Raw genomic sequence first — 20,392 nt, 5'->3', positions numbered from 1 at the left:
GGTGAATCCAGCGCCCACCACCCCGACCGTCGGCTTCCGCACCATCGACCTGCGCGGCCGTACCCTGTCCCCGGGAGAGCTGAAGGGCGCCATGCCCCGGGCAGCCGCCAGCGCCTCCTCCTCCGAAGCGGCCGTCCAGGCCATCATCGACGACGTCCGGTCGCGTGGCCTCGAGGCCCTGCGGGACTTCGCGCAGCGGTTCGACGGCGTCGAGCAGGAGCACCCCCGCGTCCCCGCCGCGATCATCGAAGCGGCTGTCGCCGGGCTCGACGCCCCGGTGCGGGCAGCACTCGAGGAAGCAATCCGGCGCGCGCGTGTCTTCGCCCGGGCACAGGTCCCGGACGACGTCGAGGTGGAGGTCGCCCCCGGAGCCCACCTCACGCACAAGTGGATCGCGGTGGACCGCGTGGGGCTCTACGTCCCCGGCGGTCTGGCGGTCTATCCGTCCTCCGTGGTGATGAACGTGGTGCCCGCGCAGGCCGCCGGCGTCGGCTCGATCGCCCTCGCGTCGCCACCGCAGAAGGAGTTCGGCGGCTGGCCGCACCCGGTCATCCTCGCCGCGGCATCGATGCTGGGCATCACCGAGGTGTACGCGATGGGTGGGGCCCAGGCCATCGCGGCGCTCGCCTACGGCGTCGAGGGGGAGGCCGACGGGTCCGGGCAGCACGCCATCGATCCGGTCAACGTCATCACCGGTCCGGGCAACGTCTTCGTCGCCACCGCCAAGCGTCTGGTCCGCGGGCGGGTCGGCATCGACTCGGAGGCGGGCACCACGGAGATCGCGGTCCTCGCGGATGCCACCGCCGACGCCGACCTCGTGGCCGCCGACCTCGTGAGCCAGGCGGAGCACGATCCCCAGGCCGCGTCGGTCCTGGTGACGGACTCCGAGGACCTCGCGGCCGCCGTCGTCCAGGCCCTCCAGCGGCGCGCCGCCGCCACACGGCACGCCGATCGGGTCCGCACGGCGCTCTCGGGTCCCCAGTCGGGCGTGATCCTCGTCGACGACCTCGACCACGGCATCGCCGTGTGCGATGCCTACGCCGCCGAGCACCTCGAGATCCAGACGGCGGACGCCCGGGCCGTCGCGGGGCGGATCCGCAATGCGGGTGCCATCTTCGTCGGCAACTACAGCCCCGTCAGCCTGGGCGACTACTGCGCCGGATCGAACCACGTCCTGCCGACCAGCGGGACGGCGGCCTTCGCCTCCGGCCTGAACGTCACGACCTTCCTGCGTGCCGTCCAGCTCGTCGACTACGACCGCGAGGCGCTGCGCGAGGTGTCGTCCTCGATCGTCGCGCTGTCGGGTGCGGAGAACCTGCCCGCGCACGGCGAGGCGGTCACGGCCCGCTTTGACGACGCCCTCTGAGACCCCCGACGGACCTCGAGCACCACATCTGGTAATTACAGTGTTGTTGTTTCACCACATGTAGTCCTAAAATGAGCAGGACGATCGCCAGCGACGGGAGGGGAGCCATGTACTGTCCGTACTGCCGCAACCCCGACTCCCGGGTCGTCGACAGCCGCCTGGCCGACGACGGGTCGGCGATCCGCCGCCGTCGCCTCTGCCCGCAGTGCGGCCGCCGCTTCAGCACGGTCGAGACCACGAGCCTGAGTGTCATCAAGCGGTCGGGCGCCGGAGAGCCGTTCAGCCGGATGAAGATCATCAACGGTGTCCGCAAGGCATGCCAGGGCCGGCCGGTGACCGAGGACGACCTCGCGCTCCTGGCGCAGGAGGTCGAGGAGAACGTCCGTGCCAGCGGGGTGGCCGAGATCGACGCGCACGAGGTGGGACTCGCCATCCTCGGTCCGCTGCGCAAGCTGGACCAGATCGCGTACCTGCGCTTCGCGAGCGTCTACCAGGGCTTCGAATCGCTCGAGGACTTCGAAGAGGCCATCCAGACCCTCCGCCAGCAGGCGAAGGACAACGAGCGCGTGCCCAGCGGGGTACGGAGGCCGTTGACGGCGCACTAGCGCCCCCGGAACCCCGGTGGTGGCTGCGGAGGGGAAGCCGACGCCACCACCGGCACCACGTCAGCCAGTGGCAGAGCTGCCCGGCACGAAGAAGCCCGGTACGGCGTGCAGCCGTACCGGGCTTCTCCGTTGGTTCAGCCCAGGTCGTTCAGCCCAGGTCGGGTGGGGTCAGGGCGAGGGCGCCGGCCGGCGTATGGCGCTTGGTGCCCAGGAGCAGCGCCGCCTGCAGGGCGCCGCCCACGATGCCGGCGTGGTTCTTCAGCTGTGCCGGGATGATCGGGGTGCGCAGCTGGAGGGACGGCAGGTACTCGCTGCTCCGCTTCGAGATGCCGCCGCCCACGATGAACAGCTCGGGCGAGAAGAGGAACTCGACGTGCGAGAAGTAGCGCTGGAGCCGCACGGCGTACTCGTCCCAGTCGATCCCGTCCCGCTCGCGGGCCACGGCTGATGCCTTCGTCTCGGCATCGTGCCCGTCGATCTCCAGGTGACCGAGTTCGGCGTTGGGGACCAGCCGGCCGTCGAAGATGAAGGCGGAGCCGATGCCCGTACCCAGGGTGATGACCAGGACCGTCCCCAGCTTGCCCTTGCCCGCACCGTAGCGGACCTCCGCGAGCCCTGCCGCGTCGGCGTCGTTGATGACGTGGACGTCGCGTCCGAGGACCTTGGTGAAGAGGGCGTCGACGTCGGTGTTGACCCAGCTCTTGTCGACGTTCGCCGCCGAGCGGGCCACGCCGTGCTGGATGATGGCCGGGAAGGTGACGCCGACGGGCACGTCGGCGGCGGGCCCCTCGGGCCGCGAGGAGAGCTCGGCGACGATCTGGGCGACGACCTCGGCGACAGCCTCGGGCGTGGACGGCTTGGGCGTCGGGATGCGGTAGCGCTCCCCGACGATCACGCCCTTCTCGAGGTCGACGATGCCGCCCTTGATGCCCGTGCCGCCGATATCGACTCCGATGACCGTTGCGGGGAGCTTCTTCAATTTCTTCTTGTCCGTGTCCTTGGCCATGATTCTCCGTCGACGAGTGGTTGGGCGGCCGGCGCTAGCCGGACGGGGGGGGTGGTGCGGTGTGCGGGCAGGGTCCGCGGGGCTGCGCTAGGGCAGGGTCAGGATCTCCGCGCCGCGGTCGGTGACGACGAGCGTGTGCTCGAACTGCGCCGTCCTCTTCCGGTCCTTCGTGACGACGGTCCAGTCGTCCGCCCACATGGTCCAGTCGATGGTCCCGAGCGTCAGCATCGGTTCGATGGTGAAGACCATCCCCGGCTCGATGACGCGGTTGTAGGCGGGGGCGGCGTCGTAGTGCGGGATGATCAGGCCCGTGTGGAACGCTTCTCCGACGCCGTGCCCGGTGAAGTCACGGACAACACCATAACCGAAGCGCTTCGCGTAGGACTCGATGGTGCGTCCTATGACGTTGATCTCGCGTCCGGGCGCGACGGCCCGGATCGCGCGGTTGAGGGACTCCTGCGTGCGCTCGACGAGGAGGCGGGACTCCTCGTCCACGTCGCCGATGCAGAAGGTGTAGTTGGTGTCCCCGTGCACGCCGTCCTTGTACGCGGTGATGTCGATGTTGAGGATGTCGCCGTCCTGGAGCTCCGTGGAGTCGGGGATGCCGTGGCAGATGACCTCGTTGAGCGATGAACACAGCGACTTCGGGAAGCCCCGGTACCCGAGGGTCGACGGGTAGGCGCCGTGGTCCAGGAGGAACTCGTGGCCGATGCGGTCCAGGGAGTCCGTGGTGACGCCGGGTTTCGCGTGCTTCCCGACCTCGACGATGGCCTGGGCGGCGATCCTGCCGGCGATGCGGATCTTCTCTATGGTCTCCGGCGTCTTGACCTCGGAGCCCGTGAACGGTGTGGGCGCGGTGCGGCCCACGTATTCGGGGCGCGGGATGCCGGGGGGAACGGGGCGCTGGGGCGAGAGGGTGCCGGGGGTCAGGGTCCCAAGGGGAGCGGTGGGGGAGGACTGGGGCATACCCTTGATCCTATAGCGGCTCGGGTCACCGGCTGAAAGGCGCGTGATCGCCGGATGACACGGCCAGATGCCACGGATCGAGGAGGTCGCCATGACGGAGTACTGGTTCAACGTGCGCACGCACGAGGTCGAAGAGGACCGGCAGTCGGACTGGTCCCAGCTGATCGGGCCGTACGCGACGCGGGCTGAAGCCGAGAAGGCCCTCGAGAAGGTCCAGCAGCGCAACGATGCCTGGGACAAGGACGACGACTAGGGATCGTTCCGGCCCGAGCTCCGCCAGGTGCACGGGCCAGGTGCACGGGCCAGGCGTGCGGGGCCAGAGGTACGGGTCAGGGGTCCGGCTAGAAGGTGTGGTCGGGACCGGGGAACGTGCCCGCACGCACGTCGTCGGCGTAGGCGCGGGCCGCTTCGGAGAGGACGCTCCGGACGTCGGCGTACTGCTTGACGAACCTCGCCTGCCGGCCGCCGCGCAGCCCGGCCATGTCCTGCCACACCAGCACCTGGCCCGTCGTGCCCGGGCCCGCGCCGATGCCGATCGTCGGGACGCGGACGGCCGCGTCGACCGCGTTCGCGGTCTCGGCGGGCACCATCTCCATCAGCACGCAGAATGCCCCCGCGTCGGCTAGCGCGACGGCGTCGTCGACGATCCGCTGCGACGCCTCCCCACGACCCTGCACGCGGTAGCCGCCGAGCGCGTGCTCGCTCTGCGGAGTGAACCCGATGTGGGCCATGACCGGGATGCCCGCGCGAACGAGGGCCCGCACCGTGTCGGCGTAGGCCGCGCCGCCCTCCATCTTCACGGCGTGGACCAGCCCCTCCTTGAGCAGGCGCACGGAGGACTCGACGGCCTGCTGGGGTGAGACCTCGTAGCTGCCGAAGGGAAGGTCGGCCACGACGAGGGCCCGCGTCGTCGCCCTGCTGACGGCACGGCTGAAGAGGATCATCTCGTCGAGCGTGATGGGCAGGGTCGTCGCGTGTCCCAGGACGTTGTTGGCCGCCGAGTCACCGACCAGGAGGAGTTCGATGCCGGCCTCGTCGAAGACCTGCGCCGCATACTGGTCGTAGGCCGTCAGCATGGCGAAACGCCCGCCCTGGTCCTTGGCCTGCTGCAGGTGGTGGATCCTGATCCGGCCGGCCGGCTTCGTGCTTGCGGGGGCGGTCGCCTCCCGTGCCGGCGTCGTCGTGGCTGCTCCCTCTCCGTAGGGGGCTGGCAATTCCGCGGAAGTCATGCCATGAGACTACTGGACCCTCTGCCTGCGGTCCCCGGAGGCAGGTCCTCCGTGGGGTGGGCCGTGCACTGCGCGTAGCGTCTGCCAGGGATTACCGGCGCGCCGCAACAGGGTGGGCACGGTGCACCTCATCAGCGCGCGGGTCAGTAGAGTGTTGACGGCAGGCGCACGCGCGCACGAGGCGCATCGGCGCCCCGGGAACGGTGCAGCCGGACGCGCACGACGTCGGGCATGGACAGCCCGCTGCCCCGACCGGGTGGCCCGGGCGACGAGTCAAGGAATGAGGGTGGTCATGGACCGGCAGCAGGAGTTCGTACTGCGAACGATCGAGGAGCGCGACGTCCGCTACGTGCGTCTGTGGTTCACCGACGTCGTCGGCTCGCTGAAGTCGGTCGCGCTGGCTCCTGCCGAGGTCGAAGGCGCCTTCGAGGAGGGCCTCGGGTTCGACGGATCCTCCATCGAGGGACTCGCCCGGGTCTACGAATCGGACATGCTGGCCCAGCCCGATCCGACCACCTTCCAGATCCTGCCGTGGCGCGGTGACAAGGAACAGACGTCGCGCATGTTCTGCGACATCCTGACGCCGGACGGCCAGCCGTCCACCGCCGACCCGCGCGGTGTCCTCAAGAAGACCCTGGCGAAGGCTGCCGACATGGGCTTCACCTGCTACACGCACCCGGAGATCGAGTTCTACCTGCTGAAGTCGGCGGACGTCGGACCCGACGGCCAGCCCGTGCCGGTGGACTCGGCCGGCTACTTCGACCACGTTCCGGGCGGGGTGGCCCAGGACTTCCGCAGGACGGCGGTCGCGATGCTCGAGTCCGTGGGCATCTCGGTCGAGTTCAGCCACCACGAGGCCGGGCCGGGGCAGAACGAGATCGACCTGCGGTACGCGGATGCGCTCCAGACCGCGGACAACATCATGACGTTCCGGACCATCATCAAGGAGGTCGCGCTCACCTCCGGCAGCTATGCGACGTTCATGCCCAAGCCCTTCTCCGAGCACCCGGGCTCGGGCATGCACACCCACTTCTCCCTGTTCGAGGGGGACACCAACGCCTTCTTCGAGGCGGGCGCCGAGTTCCAGCTGTCGAAGACGGCCCGCCAGTTCATTGCCGGCATCCTGCGGCACGCGCCCGAGTTCACGGCCGTGACCAACCAGTTCGTCAACTCGTTCAAGCGCCTGTGGGGCGGCGGCGAGGCGCCGAGCTACCTGTCCTGGGGCCATAACAACCGCTCGGCCCTGGTCCGCGTGCCGCTCTACAAGCCCAACAAGGGCCAGTCCGCGCGCATCGAGTACCGCGGCATCGACTCGGCGAGCAACCCCTACCTCGCGTACTCCGTGCTGCTGGGTGCCGGGCTGAAGGGGATCGAGGAGGGCTATGAGCTGCCGCCTGCCGCGGAGGACGACATCTGGAGCCTGACCGCTGCGGAGCGCCGGGCGATGGGGCACGATCCGCTCCCGGCCAGCCTGCATGACGCCATCCGGGTGATGGAGGAATCGGAGCTCGTCGCGGACATCCTGGGGGAGCAGGTGTTCGAGAACTTCCTCCGCAACAAGCGCGCCGAGTGGCACGACTACCGCATCCAGGTGACGCCGTACGAGCTGCGCAGGAATCTCAACATCCTGTAGGCCTGCGTGCATCTCCGGTGCTTGGCTAGGGTTGGCCCATGAGCCTTACCCGCAAGCTGATCAGTTACGGGTTCACGGACCTGGAGAAGAGCAGGCGCTTCCTGGACGCGCCCGAGCTGCAGGGGCTGAACGACGACGCCCTGTTCGGCGGGATCGCTGCCGCCGCGAACCCGGACCTGGCGCTGCAGTCCCTCGTCCGCCTCCTTGCCGTCAACCGCAAGGCCTCGATGGCGGCCTTCTCCGACGAGGGCCGGCGCGGCCCCCTCTTCCGGCTGCTGGGAGCGTCCGAGGCGCTCGGCGAGTTCCTCATGCGCCACCCGGAGCACCTGGATGTCGTCCGCCCGAGCCCTGCGACCCTCCCGGACGTGGCACCGGACGACCTCCGGGCGCTGCTGCTGCGGTCGGTCGACGCCGAACCCGCCGATGTGAACCCGGTGGCCGGCAGGCTCGGTGTGGACGCGTACCAGAGGCTCCGCGTGACCTATCGGCGCCTCCTGACGGACCTCGCGGTCCGCGACCTCTGCCACCGTGCGCCCGTCGACTACCTGCCCGTCGTGTCCCGCGAACTCGCGGACCTCGCGGCCGCCGCCCTGGAGGCCTCCCTCGCCGTCGCCCGCGCCGAACTGGGGGAGGTGTACGGACCCGACGTCGTGGCCCGGGTGAAGCTCGCCGTGATCGCCATGGGGAAGTGCGGTGCGCGGGAGCTGAACTACATCTCCGACGTCGACGTCGTCTACGTCGTGGAAGGCGAGGACCTCGACGACACACTGCTCACCAGGATCGGGACGGGCCTGGCCTCCGGCATGTCCCGCGGGGTGTACTCGCCCGGGCCGGAACCGGCCCTGTGGGAGGTCGACGCGAACCTGAGGCCCGAGGGCAAGGACGGGCAGCTCGTGCGCACGCTGCAGTCCCACGTGTCCTACTACGAGAGGTGGGCCAGGACCTGGGAGTTCCAGGCGCTCCTCAAGGCCCGGGCCGTCGCAGGGGACCCGGACCTCGGCCGGCGCTACGAGGCGGCCATCGCCCCGTTCGTGTGGGCGTCCTCGCAGCGCGAGGGGTTCGTCGAGGCGGTGAGGGCCATGCGCCGCCGCGTCACCGACAACATCCCGCGCGACGAGGAAGCACGCCAGCTCAAGCTCGGCCCCGGAGGCCTGCGGGACGTCGAGTTCACCGTCCAGCTGCTGCAGCTCGTCCACGGTAGGCTCGACGAATCCCTCCGCGTGAGGGATACCGTGACCGCGATCGGTGCGCTGAGCTCCGGCGGATACATCGGTCGCTCGGACGCGCTGGACCTCGACGACTCCTACCGCTACCTGCGGGTCCTCGAGCACCGGATCCAGCTTACGCAGATGCGCCGGACGCACCTCATGCCGGAGGACAACTCCGCCCTGCGCGCCCTCGCCCGGTCCTCCGAGGGCTGCATGGTCACGGTGAGGCCGAGCGCGCAGAGCCTCGTCGACAAGTGGCAGCGGACCCGGAGGCTCGTCAAGCGGCTCCACGAGTCGATCTTCTACCGGCCCCTGCTCAACAACGCGGCGACGCTGCAGCCCGAGGACGTCCAGCTCACGGCCGAGGCCGCGCAGGCCCGCCTCGCCGCCCTCGGCTACCAGGACCCGCGCGGGGCCATGCGGCACATCGAGGCCCTCACCGGGGGCCTGCGGCGCCGCGCCATGCTGCAGAAGCAGCTGTTGCCCATCCTCCTGGCCTGGTTCGCCGACGGCGTGGACCCCGATGCCGGCCTGCTCGGGTTCCGCCGGCTCAGCGAGTCCCTCGGTGACAGCCACTGGTACCTGGGCATGCTCCGCGACTCCAATGCCGCCGCGGAGAGGCTCTGTGCCGTCCTGTCGAGCAGCCGGTTCATCACCGACCTCCTGGAGGTATCGCCCGAGTCGACACAGTGGCTCGGCTCCGACGCGGCGTTGGTCCCGGACACCTTCGACGCCCAGTGGCAGGAGATCCAGTCGAAGATGTCGCGGCACCCGGAGCCCGGTGAAGCCATCCGCCTGATCCGCCTGATCCGCCGCCGGGAGCTGCTGCGCATCGCCATCGCCGACAGCTCCAACCTCCTGTCCCAGGCGGAGGTGGGGGAGGCTCTCGCCGACGCGGACCGTGCCGCCGTCCTCGGCGCGCTGCACGTCGCGGAGAGCCAGGTGTTCGGGCAGGAGGAGCAGCTCACCGACGTCGTCGTGATGGCGATGGGACGCCAGGGCGGTCGGGAGATCACCTACGGCTCGGATGCGGACGTGATCTATGTGCACCGGCCGTTCCCGGGGGCCGACGAGGCCGCGGCGCAGAAGCAGGCCGAAGCCGTGGTGTCCCGCCTGGCTGCCCTGCTCACCCAGCCCTGCAAGCCGCCGGTCCTGGCCGAGCGGGTCCTGGAGATCGACGCGGCCCTCCGGCCGGAGGGCAAGCAGGGGGCGATGGTGCGGTCCATCGGCTCCTACCGCGAGTACTACCGGCGCTGGTCCCTCGTCTGGGAGGCGCAGGCTCTCCTGCGGGCCCGTCCCCTCGCGGGCGACGACGGGCTCGCCGCGGAATTCATCGATCTCATCGACCCGGTCCGGTACCCGCGGGAGCTCAGCGAATCCGACGTCCGCGAGATCCGGCGGATCAAGGCACGTGTCGAGTCGGAGCGGCTCCCGCGCGGAGCCGACCCCTCGAGGCACCTCAAGCTGGGGCGGGGAGCACTCAGCGACGTCGAGTGGCTCGTACAGCTGCTCCAGCTGCAGCATGCCTCCGCGGTCCCCGCCCTGCGGGTGCAGTCCACGCTCGCCGCACTGGACGTGATCGAGGCGGAGGGCCTGCTCCCCGCGGAGGACGTCGCCACGCTGCGGGCGAGCTGGAGCCTCGCCACCCGCATCCGCGGGGCGAACGTCATCTGGAGCGGGCGGGGTTCGGACCTGCTGCCGGCTCCGCGCCGGGACCTGGAAGCCGTCGCCCGGTGGTGCGGGTACGGCCCGGGCAGCGGATCGGACCTCGAGGAGGACTACCTCCGGATGACACGCCGGAGCCGTGCCGTCTTCGAGCGGCACTTCTACGGGTACTAGGCCCTCCTGGTGATCCTCGCGCCGCTCACCCGTCGGCTTCGGCGAAGCGCTGCGCGAGGACCGGCGTGAGGGACCGCATGTAGGTGCTGGTCACGTGGTTGGAATCGAAGTACACGTGCACTCCGCCGATCACCGAAGAGCAGCGTCCGTCCGGGCAGAACTGGTCCTGCAGGTCGAGGACCTTCACCATCGGTGAGTCCATCGCCAGGGCGGCCTCGGCAAGGGGGTCAGCGACAACGGCCTCCTCCGAAGGGAGCGAGCAGGTACGGGGCGAGGAAGCGTTGGCCGTGAGGCAGTCGGGTCCGAGCGTGTCGAGTGTGAGGGGAGTGTCCCGCAGGACGTAGACCCGCACACCGGCGTCGACCCAGGTGCTGATGCGAGCGGCGAAGGCGTCCCTGTACTGGCTGGCCTGGTCCCGTCCCGAGCCGTCGTCGATCACCTCGCGCGCGCCGAACGCCGAGGCGAAGACCAGATCCGGCTTCTCCGCGACGATGCGGTCGGACACCGCCTGGCTCCACCCGAGGCAGGCGTCCTGCGACGCCCTGTTCGAGGGCTTCCCGTTGAACTCCGTCCGGCGCACGCCGATGTACGGGCACCCGCCGACCAGGCTCTCCTGGAGGTGCCACCGGGACTCCCGGGCCAGCCCGTAGAGCGCAGTCTTCCAGTGTTCGGCGTGCGAGTCGCCGACGAGCCATGCCTCACCCGAGGCCTCGTCGGCGCCCGCGAAGTCACACGTACTCAGGCGGGCACCGCCACTCACCACGATGGGGTCACTCGCTTCGGTGCACTCCTCGCCGGTGAACCAGGGCGCCTCGTCCGGTCCCACCTCCGGGACCGCCGGTGGACCGAAGGGATCACCGCACTCGGCGTTCGAGAGGCTCTTGGCGCCGAAACAGGGACCGCCCGAGATCGCCTCGAGGGCCGCCTGCTGGCGGTTCCCGGCAGCACCGGCCGCGACCATCATGGCGGTCGCGAGGAGGACCACGGTCAGCAGAACCGACAGCAACAGGACCAGGCTCCTGCGGACACCGTAGCGGGGCAGCAGGGACGTCCTGCCCGGGTCCTCGATCAGCTTCTTGCTGGCGAAGGCGAGCACGAGGGCCCCCACCAGGAGGAACGCCGTGTCGATCGGCTGGAGCTCCCGCCCGAGACCCGCGGGCACGAGGAGCAGCAGGGGCCAGTGCACCAGGTAGAGCGAGTAGGAGATGTCCCCGAGGAACTGCACCGGTCGTGCCGCCAGGAGTGCGTTCGGGGACCAGTAGGGGGATGCCGGGCCGGAGGCGATGACCAGGACCGTGCCCACGACCGGGATCAGAGCGAAATAGCCCGGGAAGAGCGTGCGCTCCGAGAAGCCGACGGCGGAGAGCAGGATGAGCGCGTATCCCAGCACCTGCGCGACACCCGCGAGGGAGGGCCGGGTGGGCCGGGTGCTCCGGCTCCTCAGGGCCCGCACCGCGATGAGCGATCCCGCCGCGAATTCCCAGGCCCGCACCGGAGTCACGAAGTAGGCGGCGTTCCTGCTCGCGAACGTCATGGAGATGCAGAGGAGGAGGGAGAGGAGGAACACGGCGCCCAGGACCAGTGCGAGCAGGGCGTGGCGGCGGATCCCCTGCCGGCGGGCGAGGGCGACCGTGACGACGAGGAGGACGGGCCAGACGAGGTAGAACTGCTCCTCGACCGACAGCGACCAGTAGTGCTGGACGGTGGACGCGGATTCGGTCTGCGCGGAGTAGTCCACGGATTTCAGCGCCAGGACCCAGTTCTCGACGTAGAGATTCGCCGCCAGGGTCTCCTGCGCGAGACCGGCCCACCGGCTGAACGGGAGCACGATCCAGGCGGTGACGAGGGAGACCAGGGACACGACGAGGGCGGCCGGCAGGAGGCGGGCCGCACGCCGGGCGTAGAAGGAACCGAAGCGGATCCGCCCGGTGCGTTCCAGCTCACCCAGGAGGTGCTTCGTGATGAGGAAGCCGGAGATGACGAAGAAAATGTCGACGCCGACATACCCACCGGGCAGCAGATCCGGTGCGGCGTGATTCACCACGACGAAGGAGACGGCGAGCGCTCGCAGGGCCTGGATGTCCGTGCGTGGCGCCGCCCTGTCCGCCCTCCGGGCGGTCGAGGGGGCGCCAGCGAGCGGTCGGGCCGGCGGGGCAGCCGTGTCGAGATAGGTCATCGGTCCTCCTGGGACGCCTCGAGGAACCGCGTCAGGACTTCGTGATGGTCAGCTGCGTGGCGGGGCACGTGTCAGCGATCCGCACCAGGGCCGCCTTCTCCCGGGAGTCCACGGTCATGCCCCACCGGGACTTCACCACCACCCATCGCGCCACGTAGGCACACCTGTTGGCCGGGGGCATCCAGTCCTCCGGGCCCTTCGCCTGCTTCTGCTGGTTCAGGAGAGTGGTCTGGGCTGCGAGGGAGCCGGCGTAGCCGATGTCGTTGTAGAACGCCACGCGACGGGTCTGGGTCCAGTTCCTCGCCCCGGATCCCCAGGCCTCGGCCACGGGCACCGTGTGGTCGATCTGCACGGTGGTCGCGGAGGTGTGGATCTTGTTGTCGAACGTCGTCACCCAGCGCCCGGTCGCAACCGTGCAGCGACGGGTCGACGTGTAGGTCATCGCGGCCTTGGTCTCCGCGACGAGTACTTCGGCGCGGGTGTTCTGGCAGTCGCCGTCGGCGTCTTTCCAGTCGCCGAAATAGCGGGCCCGGTCATAGCCGGCGTTGTTCTCGGCCGCGAGGGGCAGAGCGCGCGCGGCTGCACGGAAAGTGGTTCCATAGGTGACTCCTGCCTCCGCAGGAGCGGCGAGGCCGGTGAACAGGAGCCCGGCTGTCAGGACGGCAATGAGCCCGGATGAGATCTTCATGTGTTCCCTCGAAATGATGGCGTCCCGTTTGAACGCCAGGAGAACTTTTGCACGATGTGTCACACATCGGCGGGTGCCATGCCGGGCCTTGGCTGAAATTCGGTCCATCCTGCGTCGAACGGGGATGGATCAGCACCCCTTCTCGCCGCCGGGTAGGGGCCGAACGACGAACGGAGGGTCCCTCGGATGTCATCCGAGGAACCCTCCGCGCACACCCGGTCCGGAGGCGGCCTACCCGCGCTTCCGACCCGTTCTGCTGCTAGACGCCGTAGTAGAGCTCGAACTCGTAGGGGTTCGGGCGCAGCGAGAGCGGCTTGATCTCCATCTCGCGCTTGTACTCGATCCAGGTGTCGATCAGGTCCTGGGTGAAGACGTCGCCGGCCTGCAGGAACTCGTTGTCGGCCTCGAGAGCCAGCAGGGCCTCCTCGAGCGACCCGGGAGCCTTCTGGATGTCCTTGGCTTCCTCAGCAGGGAGCTCGTAGAGGTCCTTGTCGATGGGCTCCGCGGGTTCGATGCGGTTCTTGATCCCGTCGAGGCCCGCCATGAGCTGGGCAGCGAAGGCCAGGTACGGGTTCGACGACGGGTCCGGCGCGCGGAACTCGATGCGCTTGGCCTTGGGGTTCGATCCGGTGATGGGGATACGGATACCGGCGGAGCGGTTGCCCTGCGAGTAGACCATGTTGACCGGGGCTTCGAAGCCCTTGACCAGGCGACGGTAGGAGTTCACCGTCGGGTTGGTGAAGGCCAGGACGGCGGAGGCGTGCTTCAGCAGGCCGCCGATGTACCAGCGGGCCATGTCCGACAGGCCGGCGTAGCCGCGCTCGTCGTAGAACAGCGGCTGTCCGTCGCTCCACAGCGACTGGTGGCAGTGCATGCCGGAGCCGTTCTCACCGAAGACGGGCTTCGGCATGAAGGTCGCGGACTTGCCCCAGGCGTCGGAGACGTTCTTCACGATGTACTTGAACTTCTGCAGGTCGTCCGCAGCGTGCGTCATGGTCGTGAACTTGTAGTTGATCTCGGCCTGGCCGGCACCGCCGACCTCGTGGTGCGAACGCTCGACCTCGAGGCCGGCCTTGTCCAGCTCGACGCAGATCGCGTCGCGCAGGTCGGCCTGCTTGTCCACGGGGGACACCGGGAAGTAGCCGCCCTTGAACGGGGTCTTGTTGCCGAGGTTGCCGCCGACTTCCTCGCGCCCGCTGTTCCAGGGAGCCTCGATCGAGTCGACCTTGTAGAAGCTTCCCTGCGGGGAGGACTCGTACTGGACGTTGTCGAAGATGAAGAATTCCGCCTCGGGGGCGAAGAACGCCGTGTCCGCGATGCCGGTGGAGGACAGGTACGCCTCGGCGCGCTCTGCGACGCTGCGGGGATCGCGGTGGTAGGGATCGCCCGTGCGGGGGTTGACGATGGAGAAGTTCAGCGCGAGGGTCTTCTCCGTCCGGAACGGGTCGATGAACGCCGTCGTCACATCCGGGATGAGCTGCATGTCCGATTCCGCGATGCCCTGGAAGCCGCGGATGGAGGATCCATCGAAGAGCTGGCCGTGCACGAAGAAGTCCGCGTCGACCGACTTGGCGGGAACGTTGAAGTGCTGCTGCACTCCCGGGAGGTCGGTGAACCGGACATCGACAAACCTGATGTCTTCGTCGGCGATGAACTTGAGGACCTCGTCCGCATTCTTAAACATCGATTCATGCTCCTAACGCATGGCTGGGGGAAAACCGGCGCCAGCGCGTGTCCCTGCGCCGCATGGGATATCACGGGCTCTGGCAGGCTGGTACGCTACCGCCGACTCGTCCCAACTGTATGAGCGGGCAGTTTCTCGCTGGTGTCGTCTTTGTTTCCGGGACGTTACATGACGTGAACTGCGCCTCCCACCCTAGCGGCCCCGGGAACGCGAAGGCATAATACGGCCGGGCCGGACCCTCGCGGCGCGCGGGTAGGCTGGGGGCGTGGTGAACAGGAAGAACATCGGGTCGTGGATGGAAGGCCCGCCGCCGTCGGGCGATCAGCAATGGCCGGGACAGCGACTCGGCCGGCCCGAGTCGGGGCCCGGGTCCATCGCCCGTTTCCCGCCCAGGGCCGGTGCGCTGCTGATCGACTGGGTTCTCTGCTCGCTGATCTCCGCCGCGTTCTTCGACTACGACGGCTTCGCGACGCTGTACATCTTCCTCGTGGAGCAGATCCTGTTCGTGGGTTTCTTCGGCTACAGCATCGGGCACCGTCTCCTGCGGATGCAGGTGCAGACGCTCGACGGAAGGCCGGCCGGTTACCTGACGGCCATCGTCCGCAGTGTGCTCGTCTGCCTCGTCATCCCGGCCTTCATCATCGACGCCGACCAGCGCGGTCTCCATGACCGGGCCCGGAACACCGGCCTGTTCCGTATCTAGCGCTGCTCTCCTTCCGGGAGATCCGATCCCGCACAGCGAAGAGCCCCTCCCGTCATCGGGAGGGGCTCTTGCGGTCAGCGCGGCCTGCGGTCAGCGCCCGCGCATCGCCTTGCGGTCGGGGCGGGCCTTGAAAGGATCCACGCCCTTGGGGATCGGAAGCTTGGTGCCCAGTGCGGCCAGGCGCTTGTCGACCGCGTGCACCTCCTGCTTGGTCAGCGTCTTCTTCAGCTTCTGCACGGTCTTCGGGACCTTGGAGAGGGGCACCTGACGGTCCCCGCGGCCCGTTTCGATCACGTGGATCGGCACGTTCGGGATGATTCTCGCCATCTTGCGCTTCTCACCGTCGAGGAGCTGCTTGACCCGCGTGGAGGGGCCCTCGGACACGAGGACGACACCCGGCCGGCCGATGATCCGGAACACGGCGTCCTGCGTCCGCGGGTTGACCGCGACCGGCTGCTCCTGCAGGATCCACCCGCGGCGGAGGACGCTCAGCGCGGCGCCGGCAGCGCCGGGCTTCCCTTCGATCTGGGAGAACGCCGCGCGTTCGGCCCGGCGGGACAGGATGAAGATGGCCGCCAGCACGGCCAGCGGGACCGCGATGATCATCAGCGTGATGACGTTGTTGATCAGGAGTCCGACGAGCAGGCCGAGCGCGATGATCCCGACGAACGCCAGCAGCATGAACCAGACGGCGCTCGGATCGTTGCGCCGGGTCATTTTGAAGACTTCGACAACCTGCTTCATCCGCCCGGCCTGCTTCGGCGCAGCCCCGGCTTTCGGTTTGCGCGAGAAGAGGCGGCGTTTGGGCGTGGGGGAGCCTGAAGGATCGATTGCGTGCGACATAGTACTTCGATTCTACGGGATGAGATCAGGATGACCGCCGGTTCACCGACGACGTGCTGGGGTTCCGCGGGCGGAGGTAGGCGCCCGACAGTACCTGCGTCAGCCGGCGAGGAGCGAGGTCGCTTCCTGGGAAGCTGAGCCGGAGTCGTCGAGGTGCGCGAGATCGGAGGGCAGTTCGAGGCCCTTCTTCCGCATGGCGCGCGCCCAGAGGCGGCCGGCCCGGTAGGACGAGCGCACGAGCGGGCCGCTCATGACGCCGAGGAAGCCGATCTCTTCCGCCTCTTCGCTCAGTTCGACGAACTCACCGGGCTTCACCCAGCGGTCGACGGGCAGGTGCCGTTCGCTGGGGCGCAGGTACTGGGTGATCGTGATGAGGTCGCACCCTGCGGCGTGCAGGTCCCGGAGGGCCTCGGAGATCTCCTCGCGCGTCTCGCCCATGCCGAGGATGAGGTTGGACTTCGTGACCATGCCACGGTCCCGTCCCTGGGTGATGACGTCGAGTGAGCGCTCGTAGCGGAAGGCCGGACGGATGCGCTTGAAGATGCGCGGCACCGTCTCCACGTTGTGCGCGAACACCTCCGGGGCGGCATCGCAGATCGCGGCGATGTGCTCGGGACGCCCGGAGAAGTCGGGAATCAGGATCTCGACGCCGGTGCCGGGGTTCATGCTGTGGATCTGCCGGATGGTCTCGGCGTAGAGCCAGACACCCTCGTCGGCGAGGTCGTCACGGGCGACGCCGGTGACCGTCGCGTAGCGCAGGTTCATGGACTTCACCGACTGGGCGACCTTGAAGGGCTCGCTGCGGTCCAGCGGCTGCGGCTTGCCCGTGTCGATCTGGCAGAAGTCGCACCGGCGGGTGCACTCGGAGCCGCCGATGAGGAAGGTGGCCTCACGGTCCTCCCAGCACTCGAAGATGTTGGGGCACCCCGCCTCTTCGCAGACGGTGTGCAGGCCCTCCTTCTTCACCAGGTTCTTCATCGCGACGAACTCGGGTCCGATGTTGACCTTGGCCTTGATCCAGTCCGGCTTGCGCTCGACCGGCGTCTCGGCATTGCGCGCCTCGATGCGCAGCAGGCGGCGGCCCTCGGGGGCAAGGCTCACAGTAAAGCTCCTTCTGGCTGGATGCCATGGGTGGCGCCGGAGGCGGCAGTGCCGGCGGCGCCGATCTGGGCGGCGTCGTCCTCGGCCACCAGCAATGCCTCATTCTTGCGCAGTTCGGCCTCGATAAGCGAAACGACGTCCGAGGGAGGCACGGTCCGGCCGCACTCGGCGGAGATGGACGTGACTCCGGCATCACTGATGCCGCAGGGGACGATCTGCTGGAACGGCGCGAGGTCGTTGCTGCAGTTGACGGCGAAACCGTGCATCGTGACCCGATTCTTCACACGGATGCCGATCGCGGCGATCTTCCGCGCGGGCCGGTCGTCCGTCGCCGCCAGCCAGACGCCTGACCGGCCGTCTATCCGGATGCCGTCGATGCCGAAGTGGCGGAGGGCGGTGATGATGACGTCCTCGAGGGTGGAGACGTAGTCCGCGACGCGTGCAGGATTCCGCAGGGCGAGGATCGGGTAGCCCACCAGCTGTCCTGGGCCGTGCCATGTGAGCTTCCCGCCGCGGTCCACGGGGACGACGGGCGTGCCGTCGAAGGGGCGCTCGTGGTCCTCGGTGCGCTTGCCCGCGGTGTACACGGGCGTGTGCTCGAGCAGGAGGACCGTACTGGGCGCGGCGCCCTCGACCACCTTTGCATGCAGGTCCTTCTGCATCTCCCAGCCCTGCGTGTACCCGATGTAATCCGGAGCGAGGCCGACGCGCGACAGCACAAGAGTCATGGAGCAATCGTAATCCCGTCCGCGACGTTCCTTCCCACCGGTTCCGCCGCGCCCGGGGGCCTAGCCGTACTGCTCAGGGACGTACTGCTCAGGAACGTACTGCCCAGGGACGAAGTGCTCAGCGACGAACTGCTCAGCGACGTCGAGCGCCGCGTCGCGCCGGACCAGGCGCCATCCCCGGTCGGCCCGCCGTACTTCGAAGCACGCCAGGGGCGAGACCGGATCGGCCTGTGCCCGGAACCGCCAGAAGTCGGCCCTCAAGCACCGCGTCGTCGGCGCCTCCCCGGCATGGAGGGGCACCACGGGCAGTGCGTGCCAGGTGGACCAGTGACGGCTGCGCCCGACGACGCGCCAGAGCGACCCGCGCCAGCGCAGGCAGGAGGGCTCGGGCGAGCCGCCGGTCTCGTCGAAGGTGAGCGCGACCGCTTCGTCGCACGGTCGCCAGGGGCCGGTCGTGTCGGGGAGGGGCTTCATGACGGTGCCTGTCTCGTAGGTGCCTGAGGATTAAAAATAGAACGTATGTTCGACTAAAGCAACGGGCACGAAGCAGTTGCGGGAGACCCTGTGGACAACGCAGGCCGCCCTGCTCCGGTGGTCTAGAACTGATGCATGAGCGAGGCCGCGCCGTCACTGCCCACAGGGGATCACCGGGGGACTCCTGCGGGCGAAGTCCCGCCGGATGCGCCGTCCGGTCCACTGCCGTCGCGTTCCTCCGCCGAGGACGTGCCACCGCCTGTGGTCCAGGGGCTGCGCGTGGGAAGGCTGCTCGGCAGGGGCGGGTGCTCCGCCGTCTGGCTGGTGACGGACGACGCCGGCCGGCGGTTCGCCCTCAAGGTGGCGTGTCCGTCCCGGACCGGCGAGGGTTCATCCAACCATCCCGTGGGCGCACCATCCGTCCGGCGCGGCCGTCGTGTCGCGCAGGCCCTCACCGGATCATCCGCGTCGGAACCTCCTGCCGTCGCGTCGACGGAGGAACAGCTCCAGGAGGCGGACGGGGAGCAGCCGGAGCCGGGAGTCGGGGCTGAGGACATAGTCCGGGAGCTCCGGCTCCTGCAGCGGTTCTCCCACGAACACCTTCTCAGGGTGCACCGCATGGTCCGGACCGACCAGGGGCCGGGCATGCTGATGGATCTGGCACCGGGCGGTTCACTGCTGGGCCTCGTCAGCAGCAGGGGCCCCCTTCCCATCCCGGAAGTCGTCACGGCCCTCGTGCCCATTGCGCAGGTGCTCAGCCACCTCCACGGCGCCGGAGCGCTGCACGGCGACGTGACGCCCGGAAATATCCTGTTCAGTGCCGAGGGCAAGCCGCTGCTCGGGGACTTCGGAACGGCGCGGCTGCTCGGATCCGACAGGGGCGCCACTGCGGGCACACTGGGTTTTCTCGATCCGACGCAGCGTGGTCCGTTCGATTCCGGTGCGGACGTCTTCGCGCTCGCGGCCGTGTCCTGGTTCGCCCTGACGGGCAGGGTTCCCGGTCCGACGGAGCAGCGGCCACCCCTCGTCCTGATCGTTCCAGAGGTCCCCCAGCAGCTCATGCAGCTCATCGAGGATGCACTGAGTTCCACCCGGGACCGCAGGCCCACGGCCGACCACTTCGCCCGCATCCTGCTGTCCAGTGCAGCGCCGGACCCCGTGAACCTCGTGCCGGCAGTCCACACCAGCGTGCTTCCCGAACTGGTGACGAGGCGCGCAGGCCCACGCCCTGCCGTCCAGCGGCCGGGGTGGATGCGGATCATCGGGGGGCGTGGAACCACCATGAAGGGAACGTCGGGAGATGCACGCCGACCGCCCCTGCGCGGGCATCCGGTTCCCTTCCGCGGCGCGGCTGCGGTCGCCCCTGCCCGCCGCGGGACAGGCCGACTGGGCGACCGGGTCAGGAACCGCGGCGCCGTGGCGGCAGCCCTGGCCGCCGTCGCGCTCCTGGTCGCGGGGATCGCCGTGACACTGGGCGGCTCCGGCGCACCGCACGCTGGCCCTCTCGGCCCGATGCCCGGCCCCGGTTCGAGCGCGGGCCCCGGTTCGAGCGCAGGTCCCGGTTCGTCAGCAGGGCAGGGGCCGGGCCGGGAGGGAGCCGACCCCGGATCGGAAGGACAGGTGGGGACTGAAGGATCCGGGGGAGCGGGGTTGCCGTCCGAGCCGCCGGCCGGGGCACTGCTGACCGGTGATCCTGTCACCGCGCTCAGGAGCCTCGCGGATCTTCGGGCATCAGCCTTTCGAACGGCGGACACGGCCGTCCTGGCAACCGTCGACGTCGAAGGATCCCCTGCACTGTCAGCCGACCGGAAGGCCGTGGCGGCGCTCGCGGACTCGGGCCGGAGGCTTCAGGACCTCTCGATTGACATCCGGGATCCCGTGGTGCTGGGCGAGGCCGACCTCCAAGCGACGCCGGCGGTCGGCAGCCTCCCGGGAGTCACCGGAGCGCCCGGTGGCACGCCGGTGTCCCTCATCCGGGCGACGGCCGCGCTCTCGTCGTACACGGAGAGGGCGGCGTCGACACCGCCGGCGCACGCCGAGCCGGGTCCGCTGATGGCTGCGGGCCAGCAGGAGCTCATCTTCATCCTGTGGAAGTCGGGCTCCGCCTGGCGGATCCACTCCGTCGTCTCCCCTCCGGGGTGAC

At 69.3% G+C, this 20,392-nt stretch carries 17 protein-coding genes; 7 read left to right on the top strand and 10 right to left on the bottom strand.

The features are described 5' to 3' along the window. Position 1: 1 nt before the first annotated feature. Complete coding sequence (gene hisD / locus ACX80I_RS08720; RefSeq protein ID WP_459344713.1) at positions 2-1,366, top strand: histidinol dehydrogenase; 1,365 nt, start codon at positions 2-4, stop codon at positions 1,364-1,366. Between the two features lie 107 nt (positions 1,367-1,473). Then, positions 1,474-1,971, top strand: a complete 498-nt coding sequence (nrdR, locus tag ACX80I_RS08715; RefSeq protein ID WP_459344752.1) for a transcriptional regulator NrdR — start codon at positions 1,474-1,476, stop codon at positions 1,969-1,971. A 148-nt stretch (positions 1,972-2,119) separates the two neighbouring features. Here nrdR and ppgK read toward each other — a convergent pair whose 3' ends face one another. Together ppgK and map are read right to left on the bottom strand one after the other, a co-directional pair. Continuing rightward, positions 2,120-2,977, bottom strand: a complete 858-nt coding sequence (gene ppgK / locus ACX80I_RS08710; protein ID WP_459344712.1) for a polyphosphate--glucose phosphotransferase — start codon at positions 2,975-2,977, stop codon at positions 2,120-2,122. A gap of 87 nt (positions 2,978-3,064) precedes the next feature. After that, a complete protein-coding gene (map, locus tag ACX80I_RS08705) occupies positions 3,065-3,943 on the bottom strand; it encodes a type I methionyl aminopeptidase (RefSeq protein WP_459344711.1) in 879 nt (292 codons plus the stop codon). Between the two features lie 91 nt (positions 3,944-4,034). Here map and ACX80I_RS08700 point away from each other — a divergent pair, with 91 nt between their 5' ends. After that, complete coding sequence (locus ACX80I_RS08700) at positions 4,035-4,196, top strand: SPOR domain-containing protein (RefSeq protein ID WP_140395032.1); 162 nt, start codon at positions 4,035-4,037, stop codon at positions 4,194-4,196. 88 nt (positions 4,197-4,284) lie between these two features. On the opposite strand, the gene panB is transcribed toward ACX80I_RS08700, so the two are convergent. After that, positions 4,285-5,172, bottom strand: a complete 888-nt coding sequence (gene panB, locus ACX80I_RS08695) for a 3-methyl-2-oxobutanoate hydroxymethyltransferase (RefSeq protein WP_459344710.1) — start codon at positions 5,170-5,172, stop codon at positions 4,285-4,287. A 292-nt stretch (positions 5,173-5,464) separates the two neighbouring features. Between panB and glnA (ACX80I_RS08690) the strand changes: the two genes are divergently transcribed. Next, on the top strand, positions 5,465-6,805 hold the full coding sequence (glnA, locus tag ACX80I_RS08690; RefSeq protein WP_459344709.1) for a type I glutamate--ammonia ligase: 1,341 nt from the start codon (positions 5,465-5,467) through the stop codon (positions 6,803-6,805). 38 nt (positions 6,806-6,843) lie between these two features. Next, positions 6,844-9,852, top strand: coding sequence for a bifunctional [glutamine synthetase] adenylyltransferase/[glutamine synthetase]-adenylyl-L-tyrosine phosphorylase (locus ACX80I_RS08685; RefSeq protein ID WP_459344708.1), 3,009 nt, complete (start codon positions 6,844-6,846; stop codon positions 9,850-9,852). Between the two features lie 25 nt (positions 9,853-9,877). Here the strand turns inward: ACX80I_RS08685 and ACX80I_RS08680 are convergent, their stop codons facing one another. The 3 genes from ACX80I_RS08680 to glnA (ACX80I_RS08670) form a co-directional block, all read right to left on the bottom strand. Further along, on the bottom strand, positions 9,878-12,028 hold the full coding sequence (locus tag ACX80I_RS08680; RefSeq protein ID WP_459344707.1) for an acyltransferase family protein: 2,151 nt from the start codon (positions 12,026-12,028) through the stop codon (positions 9,878-9,880). A gap of 31 nt (positions 12,029-12,059) precedes the next feature. Further along, positions 12,060-12,716, bottom strand: coding sequence for an HNH endonuclease family protein (locus tag ACX80I_RS08675; RefSeq protein ID WP_459344706.1), 657 nt, complete (start codon positions 12,714-12,716; stop codon positions 12,060-12,062). Positions 12,717-12,975: 259 nt separating this feature from the next. Further along, positions 12,976-14,400 (bottom strand): type I glutamate--ammonia ligase, encoded by a 1,425-nt coding sequence (gene glnA / locus ACX80I_RS08670; RefSeq protein WP_087073666.1) that lies wholly within the window; start codon positions 14,398-14,400, stop codon positions 12,976-12,978. Positions 14,401-14,665: 265 nt separating this feature from the next. Here glnA (ACX80I_RS08670) and ACX80I_RS08665 point away from each other — a divergent pair, with 265 nt between their 5' ends. Continuing rightward, on the top strand, positions 14,666-15,103 hold the full coding sequence (locus ACX80I_RS08665; protein ID WP_459344705.1) for an RDD family protein: 438 nt from the start codon (positions 14,666-14,668) through the stop codon (positions 15,101-15,103). A gap of 90 nt (positions 15,104-15,193) precedes the next feature. Here the strand turns inward: ACX80I_RS08665 and ACX80I_RS08660 are convergent, their stop codons facing one another. The 4 genes from ACX80I_RS08660 to ACX80I_RS08645 all read right to left on the bottom strand — a co-directional run bounded on the left by ACX80I_RS08660 (position 15,194) and on the right by ACX80I_RS08645 (position 18,249). After that, positions 15,194-15,946, bottom strand: a complete 753-nt coding sequence (locus ACX80I_RS08660) for a DUF4191 domain-containing protein (protein WP_459344704.1) — start codon at positions 15,944-15,946, stop codon at positions 15,194-15,196. A gap of 99 nt (positions 15,947-16,045) precedes the next feature. Continuing rightward, entirely contained in the window at positions 16,046-17,047 is a 1,002-nt protein-coding gene (gene lipA, locus ACX80I_RS08655; RefSeq protein ID WP_459344703.1) for a lipoyl synthase, read from the bottom strand. Next, on the bottom strand, positions 17,044-17,775 hold the full coding sequence (gene lipB / locus ACX80I_RS08650; RefSeq protein WP_459344702.1) for a lipoyl(octanoyl) transferase LipB: 732 nt from the start codon (positions 17,773-17,775) through the stop codon (positions 17,044-17,046). The genes lipA and lipB overlap by 4 nt, the downstream gene beginning before the upstream one ends. A 60-nt stretch (positions 17,776-17,835) precedes the next feature. Continuing rightward, positions 17,836-18,249: a hypothetical protein gene (locus ACX80I_RS08645; protein ID WP_459344701.1), complete on the bottom strand. Its 414-nt coding sequence runs from the start codon at positions 18,247-18,249 to the stop codon at positions 17,836-17,838. 135 nt (positions 18,250-18,384) lie between these two features. On the opposite strand from ACX80I_RS08645, the gene ACX80I_RS08640 reads away from it, so the two are divergent. Continuing rightward, on the top strand, positions 18,385-20,391 hold the full coding sequence (locus tag ACX80I_RS08640) for a protein kinase domain-containing protein (protein WP_459344700.1): 2,007 nt from the start codon (positions 18,385-18,387) through the stop codon (positions 20,389-20,391). Position 20,392: the final 1 nt, after the last annotated feature.

The sequence above is a fragment of the Arthrobacter rhamnosi genome, from assembly GCF_054510855.1.
The sequence above is the reverse complement of the archived record's forward strand: the minus strand, read 5'-3'. Positions and strand labels throughout refer to the sequence as shown.